Here is a 7,454-nt window from a genome sequence, read left to right as displayed (position 1 = left end):
AACCACGCCTCCGACCTCTGGCGCTACTTCACGATCTACCTCCGCCGCGAGATCGCCAAGCGAGCGGGACTCACCCAGAAAGCCGCCCGCGAACAGTCCAAGGTGTCTTTCGGGAAGGTCGCGGAGTACCAGAAGCGCGGGGCCGTGCACTTCCACGCGGTGATCCGCTTCGACGGACCCGAGGGGCCGGACACCTCGCCCCCGGCCTGGGCCACCCTCGACCTGCTGGACGACGCGATCCGTGCCGCCGCCGCCCGGGTCGAAGTGGTTGTGCCGGCCAACCCGGAAGCCGGGGTCAACGACGGTTGGACGTTGCGGTGGGGCACGCAGCTCGACGTGCAGCCCATCGGCGCGTTCGGCAACGGCGAAGACCTTACCGAACAGGCCGNGAAACGGCCACACCCCCGGCGAATCCTGGCTCGCCGCCAACATCCACCGCGACATCCAACACAACCGCGAAACCGCCCGCGAAGTGCGACTGGGAGGGATGCTCGATGAGTTCGTCGACTAGTTCACGGTCCCGGCAGCGGGAGACGAAGCCGGACGTGATGTCAACGGACGAATGGTTGCGGCTTCATCTGCGTCGGGCCCCGGCTCGGGACGAAGAATGGGTGCGCCGCGCGCTTCTGCTCCAGGGGCGTTCCGTATCTGTTACCGCCACACCGGTTCGATGAGGCTGGGGTCAAAGACGCGTTTCCCTCTGCCTGCTGGGCTGATCATCACGGCTGAGAGGCTATGCAGAATAATCTCCTGCTGGCGCTCAATGGGAAGATCAAAGAACTCTTCCATGGTTAGATCTTTGGTCCCAGCCTGGGCTTCGGCCTGCTTCTTCTCTTTGTAGAACCGGGTTCGCGAAAGCTTCAACTCGTCTCGTTCTCGTTCTTTTGCGGGCAGCATTTGGAGGAGCGTAGAAACGGAGATCTGTTTAGCCTTTTCGGCCTCGATCAGCTGAGTGATCTCCTGAGAGACGAGTTCCAGCTGGTGTTCCTGCGGCCACTTCTGTTCCCCGGGTGTCGCCGCCGTGGCTGCGCGCTCGCTTTGCTCCTCAAGGACGAGTTGCACAATGAGCCGATCTACCGGCTCACCGATGCGCCCAACCTTGCCGCATCCCCCATTGACTACTGAGCACTGGTACTTGTATCTAGATGCTTTCGATTCAGGTTTCCACTTGTGGTTTGTCTGGCCTCGGATCTTTGTTTTGCAAAGAGAGCATCGGGCGATTCCGGAGAGCAGATACTTTCGGGCTCGATTTTTGTTGGGGTAGTCCAGTTTGCGTTCCGCTACGACGGCACACACGGCTTCCCACTCTTCGAGTGTGTTGATGCATTCCCACTCGCCCGAGACGGGCTTGCCGTCTTCCCCGTATAGAATCTCGCCGTGATAAGTCCGGTACCCAACAAGTCGGGGATTGGTGAGAATGTGTTCCACGTGATGATGTGCCATGCGTTTTGTCCCTGCGCGTGGATTTCCCAATCCCTCCTCCCACCACCGCTGTCGAATGGTCCCGATACGCACGCCGGCCAAAATCTCCCGTTGGGCCTGACGAATCGCTTGAGCTGCCTTCGGGTCCACTTGGTTACGCGCGTCTCTGCGCCATCCGTACGGCGCTGGCCCGCCGCTGTCCTTGCCCTGTTGAGCTAGCTCCAGGTGCTTTCGCCGGATGCGCCGTGATGCGTCGTGAGACGACTTGTTGGCGAAGGCGACCATGATGCGCGCCATGGTCCGCCCGTCCGGCGTCGCGATGTTGATGTCGTTCGTGACGGTAGCGAAGGACAACCGGGCCCGTTCGTCAAAGATCTCGATCAAACGTTCCAGGTCGCGTGGTTGCCGGGCGAGGCGGTCAAGGTCGTAGGCGACGATGCCGTCAATGAGGCCCGCGCGAAGGTCCTTCAACATCAGCTCGAACTCGTCGCGGACCACGTTTCTCTTGAACGCGGACACGTCGTTGTCCTCGTAAACCTTCACGGCCTGCCATGACCTGAGGTCGGCAAGGCGCTCACAGTCCTGTCTCTGGCGTGCCACGCCCAAGGCGTCGCCCTCGTCGTCCCGAGAGATTCGGGTGTAGATCCCCACCTTGCGAGCCACGATGAGCGGGCCTCCCCCTGCGTCTCAGAGCGAGGTTCAGGCTACTACGGTCATACAGTCAAGTCAGCTTGGTCGGTCGAGAAGCCCGTCGTTCGGCGGGACGGGCAGGTCCTCGACGCGTAGGGCCTGTCGAGGCAAGACCTGTGCGGAAGGCCCCGGAGCGCGAAAGTGCTCCGGGGCCTTCCGCGTCACTCGCTCAGATCGTGCCCAGCTTGATGATCGACAGCAGTGCGATCAGCTGGATCGCCGACGCTCCCAGCGCCTTCGGCCACGGCAGGTCGTGCGACTTGCTCACCATCGACGTGAACAGCGCGCCCGCCGCCAGCCAGGTCAGCCAGCCCACGATCTGGACCAGGGAGTTCTCGCCGCCCAGGAAGAGGGCGATGAGCAGGCGCGGGGCGTCCGTCATCGACATGATCAGCATCGACAGGCCCACCGTCGGCTGCCACGAGCCCGTGCCGCCGAGCTGGCGGGCCAGGGTGTGGGTCACCGCGCCGAGGACCAGGCCGCCGATGACGAAGCCGACACCGGTGAACAGGACGTACGGGATGGCCGTCGAGATCGTCGCGTTGATCGCTTCTTCGCGCGCCTGGTCGAAGCCGAAGAGCGCGAGCAGGCCGTAGAGGAACGTGACGACCAGTGCCGGGCCCCAGACCGGGTAGTCCCGCATCTGCCAGAACGTCGGGCCCGGGCGCATCACGATGCCGCTCAGCAGCTCCTTCCAGCGCAGCCGCGGGCCCGCCGGCTGGGCGGGGGCGGAACCGGCGCGGTAGGTGTTGCCGTCGCCGTACGGGTCCTCGTCGACGCGGAACGCCTGCGTGTGGCCCGGATTGTTGGCGTACGGGTCGTGGGGCGCGGGGTCCGTGTACGGGTCGCCGAAGTACTCCGGCTCGCCGTGGCCCCCGTGTCCGCCGCCATGGCCGTGGCCGTGATGGCCGCCTTGCCCGTGTCCGCCCTGTCCCTGGCCCTGGTAGCCGCCCGCGCCGTACTGGGCTCCGTACGGCGGTGGCGCCGCGCCGTTGCCGGGGCCTCCTGCCGTCGGCCAGGGCTGAGCACCGTACGGCGGCTGTGGTGCCTGCCCTCCGTACGGCTGCTGCCGCTGCTGCTGCGGTTGTTGCGGGGTGCGGTTGTCCCGGCCGCGTCCGATCCTGAATCCAGCCACCCGTCGAACGTACCTGGTCCCCGGGGGTGGCGAGCGGGGGCCGGGGGAACCCGGGCGCCTTTGCGGCCGAGCTGTGACATCCCCTAGGGGCCGCACCCCGGGCCCCCGGAGGGGGAGTTCAGGGGAGGAACAGCGCCGTGGAGAAGGTGACGAGGGGCTCGTCCGTGGTACCCGCGGGGTAGAGCGCGATCAGGTCCTGCCGCTCGCCCCGGTACGTCCGCACCACCGTGTCCGGCTTCTTGTCGCCGTCGTAGTCGCCGTGGTTGAGGAGCGTGGTGCGGGTGGTGCCCGTCGTCTTCAGCGGTGCGGTGGGGAGGTCCTCCGCGGCGAACGCGTACGCGCTGCCGGGACCCGCGGGGCCCTTCGCGGAACCAAGGAGGAGGGTGCCCTTGCCCGCCTGGCCGGGGGCGTGCGGGCGGGCGGCGGCGACGAGGTCGTCGTAACCGTCGCCGTCGGTGTCGGGCCGGGGCTCGGGGGCGTAGAGGTACGGGCCGCCGTCGGGCAGCAGCTCCGCGCTGCGCGGGGCCCCGGTGCGGGTGAAGGGGCCGTGCAGGAAGGTGACCTGGCCGCCGCTGGCGGTGACCGCGAGGTCGGCCTTCCGGTCGCCGTCGAAGTCGCCGCAGACCGGCTGCTCGGGCCACTCGTTGCCGAACCGGGCCTGCTGCGGGATGCGTACGGTGACCGCCTTGCCCGTCAGGCCCTGCGGGGAGCCGAAGAGGATCTGGAGCGGTACGGGCGGGGCGCCGATGCCGTTGTACGGGGGGTCGGTGGAGACGATCAGGTCGGTGAAGCCGTCCCGGTCCAGGTCGCAGGCCGACTCGGCGTCGAAGGCCGCGGGCAGGGTGTCGCCGGACTTCGCCGCGTTCGCCCGGGCGCTCAGCAGTTGCCGGGCGGCGGGGTCCAGGGGGCGGTCGCGGTCCTCGGAGCCGTACACGATGCCGATGCCCGCGTCGTCGCCGTGGCTGTCCTCGGGGGCCTTCACCAGGTCGTTGACGACCAGGTCGCGGTGGCCGTCGCCGTTGAAGTCGTACGGGACACGGCTGCCGGTGCCGCGGGGGACGGGGGCGCTCGCCGGCTCCGCCTGGGTCCGCGCCTGCGCCGGGGGCGGGGTGTCGCCGTTCTTTCCGTCGGACGCGGCGGACGGGCCCGAACAGGCCGTGAGCGCCAGCAGCAGGGCCGTACAGCCCACGGCGAGGGAGGCCGTCACCCGGCTGGTGACCGATGCCTGCGGATGCTCGGTGCGGGTGCGTGGGCGCACGGGGGCCTCGTTCGTCGTTCGTGAACCGGTGGTCCCGTCGGCCGCCGGCGCGTGGGGTGTGTTCCGGGAGCCCTGGTGGGCTTCTCCGGGGCACATGATGCTCCAGTTACGTCGTCGCGTACATGTCCGAGTTCACAGTTCCTCTGCGGCGGTCGTCACGTCGGCCCCGGCCGTCCGGGCCCGGACACGAAGAAGCGGCCGGTCCTGCCCCCGAGGCAGGTCCGGCCGCTTCTTCGCGCTGATGCGTTACGTCACTTTGCCGGTTCCGGCTCCGGTGCGTCCACCTGCTCCGGCTCGCCGGTCGGGTCGGCGGGCGTCTTCACGGACTCCAGGAGGAGCTGCGAGACGTCCACGACCTGGATGGACTCCTTGGCCTGGCCGTCGTTCTTCTTGCCGTTGACCGAGTCGGTCAGCATGACGAGGCAGAACGGGCAGGCGGTGGAGACGATGTCCGGGTTGAGGGCGAGGGCCTCGTCGACGCGCTCGGTGTTGATGCGCTTGCCGATCCGCTCCTCCATCCACATCCGGGCGCCGCCGGCGCCGCAGCAGAAGCCGCGCTCCTTGTGGCGGTGCATCTCCTCGTTCCGCAGGCCCGGGACCTTCGCGATGATCTCGCGCGGCGGGGTGTAGATCTTGTTGTGCCGGCCCAGGTAGCACGGGTCGTGGTACGTGATGAGGCCCTCGACCGGGGTCACCGGGATCAGCTTGCCCTCGTCGATGAGGTGCTGGAGCAGCTGGGTGTGGTGGATGACCTCGTACTCGCCGCCGAGCTGCGGGTACTCGTTCGCGATCGTGTTGAAGCAGTGCGGGCAGGTCGCGACGATCTTCTTCGACGACTTGGGCTTCTTCGTCGTCTCGTCCTCATCGTCCTCGCCGTACGCCATGTTCAGCATGGCCACGTTCTCCTGGCCGAGCTGCTGGAACAGCGGCTCGTTGCCCAGGCGGCGGGCGGAGTCACCGGTGCACTTCTCGTCGCCGCCCATGATCGCGAACTTGACGCCCGCCATGTGCAGCAGCTCCGCGAAGGCCTTGGTGGTCTTCTTGGCCCGGTCCTCCAGGGCGCCCGCGCAGCCGACCCAGTACAGGTAGTCGACCTCGGTGAGGTCCTCGACGTCCTTGCCGACGATCGGGACCTCGAAGTCGACCTCCTTGGTCCACTCGACGCGCGCCTTCTTGGCGAGGCCCCAGGGGTTGCCCTTCTTCTCCAGGTTCTTGAGCATCGTGCCCGCCTCGGACGGGAACGCGGACTCGATCATCACCTGGTAGCGGCGCATGTCGACGATGTGGTCGATGTGCTCGATGTCGACCGGGCACTGCTCGACGCAGGCGCCGCAGGTGGTGCAGGACCACAGGACGTCCGGGTCGATGACGCCGTTCTCCTCGGCGGTGCCGATCAGCGGGCGCTCGGCCTCGGCGAGGGCGGCCGCGGGCACGTCCTTGAGCTGCTCCTCGGAGGCCTTCTCCTCGCCCTCCATGGTCTTGCCGCCGCCGGCCAGCAGGTACGGGGCCTTGGCGTGCGCGTGGTCGCGCAGCGACATGATCAGGAGCTTCGGCGAGAGGGGCTTGCCGGTGTTCCAGGCGGGGCACTGCGACTGGCAGCGGCCGCACTCGGTGCAGGTGGAGAAGTCGAGGATGCCCTTCCAGGAGAACTGCTCGACCTGGGAGACACCGAAGACCGCGTCCTCGGCCGGGTCGTCCCAGTCGATCTCCTTGCCGGCCGTCGTCATCGGCTGGAGCGCGCCGAGCGCGACGTCGCCGTCGGCGTTCCGCTTGAACCAGATGTTCGGGAAGCCGAGGAAGCGGTGCCAGGCGACACCCATGTTGGTGTTCAGGCCGACGGTGATCGCCCAGATCATCGTCGTACCGAGCTTGATCATCGCGAACAGGTAGACCAGGTTCTGCAGCGTTTCGGTGCTCAGCCCCTCGAAGGCCAGGACCAGGGGGTACGAGGCGAAGTACGCGGGGCCGTAGCCGTCCACGTGGTGGAGCGCGCCCTCCAGACCGCGGAGCACCATGATCGCGGCGCCGATGATCAGGATGATCGCCTCGACGAAGTACGCCTGGCCCATCTTCGAGCCGGTGAACCGCGACTTGCGGCCCGCCCGCGAGGGCAGGTTCAGCTGGCGGATCGCGATCAGGACGAGGATGCCGAGGGTCGTGCCGAGCGCGATGAACTCGATGTACACCTCGTACGGCAGGAAGGTGCCGATGTACGGCAGCACCCAGTCGGCCTTGAACAGCTGGCCGTACGCCGTGACGATCGTCAGGCCCAGGGTCAGGAAGCCGACCGCGACGAACCAGTGGGCGACGCCCACGATTCCCCAGCGGTTCATGCGGGTATGGCCGACGAACTCCTTGATCAAGGTGATCGTCCGCTGCTTGGGGTCGTCGGTGCGGCTGCCTGCCGGTACCGCCTGTCCGAGGCGGACGAAGCGGTAGATCTGCGCGACGGCTCGGGCGACGAGCGCAACGCCGACGACCGTCAGCACCAGCGACACGATGATCGCGGCGAGTTGCATGAGTGGGGCTCCTCGGGCCTGCGAGAGCGGGATCCAGTTGGTTACGTGATACTGCCCGCTACTACTAAGCAGTAACTTAATTAGTCTGTGCTGACACTATCCACTTAGTCCACCCTCCTGCAGGCGGGCGGGCGGTGATCTGCGTCGCTCAGGTGTGCCTTGGTTCGGCGGGCCGTCCGGAGCCGGTCCCGCAGGGGGCTGCGGGCGGCTTCGGCGAGGATCGCCAGGTCGAGCACCACTCCATGGTGCTCTGCGTAGTGCTGGTCCAGCAGGGCGGGGTCGTCCCACGGCATGCCCGAGCGGGCGCGCACCTGCGCCAGGCCGGTCAGACCCGGCCGCAGCTCCTGCCGCCACCGCCGGGCGCCGGGGCCGGTGGCCCGGGGGTCGCCGGGGGCCAGCGGCCCCGGCGCCCGGCGGTGGCGGCAGGAGC

5 protein-coding genes and 1 pseudogene are annotated in these 7,454 nt (G+C 67.9%); 1 reads left to right on the top strand and 5 read right to left on the bottom strand.

All coding sequences use genetic code 11. From position 1 onward, the window contains the following. Positions 1-387: pseudogene (locus tag D3105_RS32040) on the top strand (replication initiator); the annotation flags it as partial. Positions 388-651: 264 nt separating this feature from the next. Here D3105_RS32040 and D3105_RS32035 read toward each other — a convergent pair. The 5 genes from D3105_RS32035 to D3105_RS32015 form a co-directional block, all read right to left on the bottom strand. Then, complete coding sequence (locus tag D3105_RS32035) at positions 652-2,085, bottom strand: recombinase family protein (protein WP_118906363.1); 1,434 nt, start codon at positions 2,083-2,085, stop codon at positions 652-654. A gap of 196 nt (positions 2,086-2,281) precedes the next feature. Next, positions 2,282-3,247: a Yip1 family protein gene (locus D3105_RS32030; protein WP_118906362.1), complete on the bottom strand. Its 966-nt coding sequence runs from the start codon at positions 3,245-3,247 to the stop codon at positions 2,282-2,284. Between the two features lie 118 nt (positions 3,248-3,365). Continuing rightward, positions 3,366-4,505, bottom strand: a complete 1,140-nt coding sequence (locus tag D3105_RS32025) for an FG-GAP repeat domain-containing protein (protein ID WP_118906361.1) — start codon at positions 4,503-4,505, stop codon at positions 3,366-3,368. Between the two features lie 251 nt (positions 4,506-4,756). Further along, entirely contained in the window at positions 4,757-7,024 is a 2,268-nt protein-coding gene (locus D3105_RS32020) for a (Fe-S)-binding protein (RefSeq protein WP_118906360.1), read from the bottom strand. A gap of 104 nt (positions 7,025-7,128) precedes the next feature. Further along, a partial coding sequence (locus D3105_RS32015; protein WP_206273010.1) for a sugar transferase occupies positions 7,129-7,454 on the bottom strand: 326 nt, incomplete at its 5' end.

The organism is Streptomyces globisporus (genome assembly GCF_003501885.1).
In the GTDB taxonomy this organism is placed as follows: domain Bacteria; phylum Actinomycetota; class Actinomycetes; order Streptomycetales; family Streptomycetaceae; genus Streptomyces; species Streptomyces globisporus_D.
Note: the sequence above shows the minus strand (reverse complement) of the source record. Positions and strands in the feature narration are given on the sequence as shown.